At 44.8% G+C, this 1,340-nt stretch carries 2 protein-coding genes and 1 pseudogene; all 3 read right to left on the bottom strand.

Features of this window, described 5'->3' with window-relative positions; all coding sequences use genetic code 11:
• Positions 1-366: pseudogene (locus A3766_RS23865) on the bottom strand (DNA polymerase III subunit delta); the annotation flags it as partial.
• Positions 367-368: 2 nt separating this feature from the next.
• Positions 369-914: an LPS assembly lipoprotein LptE gene (lptE, locus tag A3766_RS23860; RefSeq protein ID WP_068643104.1), complete on the bottom strand. Its 546-nt coding sequence runs from the start codon at positions 912-914 to the stop codon at positions 369-371.
• Positions 915-998: 84 nt separating this feature from the next.
• On the bottom strand, positions 999-1,340 hold a 342-nt coding region (locus A3766_RS23855), incomplete at its 5' end, for a class I tRNA ligase family protein (protein ID WP_156509094.1).

Raw genomic sequence — 1,340 nt, 5'->3', positions numbered from 1 at the left:
TTTAAGTGTGGAAGCATCGAGTTTATCGGCGCAGATCAGTAAAATCTTATCTTCTGGCAAATTATCGCAATATTGTTGAAAGGCTTTTGCACCGGGGGTACCGGGTTTAGATTTTCCAAGTCGAAGTTCAGTTAGTGTCTTTTCTGCAAATAAAGACAGAGTGTTAGCTTCTTCGTTTAAGCTGGTCCAATCGAACTTGCGGTCAACTTCCAGAATCTTTCGCTCATCAAAGCCTTGTTTTTTGCAGTTCAGACGAATGCTGTCCAAAGCTTCTTGAACCAATAGTGGCTCGTCACCGGTTACCAAATAAAGCGGTAAGAGCTTTTTTTTCAGCTCATTCTCAAGTTGCTCAGCTTTGATGCGCATACTTACTCAGAGCCCTCGTTACTGCCGGAATCGCTGGTAGTTAGCGTTTGTTTATTTACGACATCTATCTGGCGGAATATTTCTGAAGCAATGCGCTGGCTAAGTTCAGACTGTAGCTCACTGCGCTCGCGCTCTTTTGATAATAGTGCAGAGGACTGGTGGCGATAGCTATTACNAACGACGATTTCCTGTNCAGCGAGTACTTCTTCGCTCTCTTGAAGAACTAATTGATAACTTACTTTAGAGCTCAGCCCATATTCAGCGGTTGAAGCATTGCTTTGCAGCGACAAGGTACGAGACTCTTGCTCGATAGGGGAGATAGCTAGCCGATACTGAGCATTGTCATCAAAGCTAATATTATTCAGCATCAACTTTTGGCGTAGTGTTTGGCAAAGCTGCCAAGCACGAGTGGTTGGGCAGTCGAGTTTTATACTGGAAAAGCCCTTAGGAGCGTCATGTTCAGAATAACCACGAAGCTGGAAACCGCATGCCGACAGCAAACTAAAAAGCATGATCATTACGATGATCAAAAGTTTATTACGTGGCATATAAGGCTCTCACTGAAATAATAATCGCCCCGAAGCTTTAAGCGAGGGGCGATATTAAGGAGGAAAGAACAGGTCTATCGTTGCCTAGTTCGCAACGATATTAACCAGCTTTCCAGGTACAACGATTACTTTACGAACGGTCTTGTCATCTGTAAAGCGTTTAACGTTTTCATCATCCAAAGCAGTTTGTTCCATTGCTTCTTTGCTGATATCAGCAGGCACGTCAAGCTTGGACCTTACTTTACCATTCACCTGAATAACGATCGTTTGCGAAGCCTTAACCAAGGCGCTCTCGTCAACACTTGGCCAGCCCGCGCCGATAACTGCGTCTTTGTGGCCCAGGGTTTCCCATAGCTCATGTGAAATATGAGGCGTGATTGGTGCAAGCAGTAAAGTAACGGTTTCAAGCGTTTCCTGCATGACCGC

It is taken from the genome of Oleiphilus sp. HI0132, from assembly GCF_001635845.1.
The sequence above is the reverse complement of the archived record's forward strand: the minus strand, read 5'-3'. Positions and strand labels throughout refer to the sequence as shown.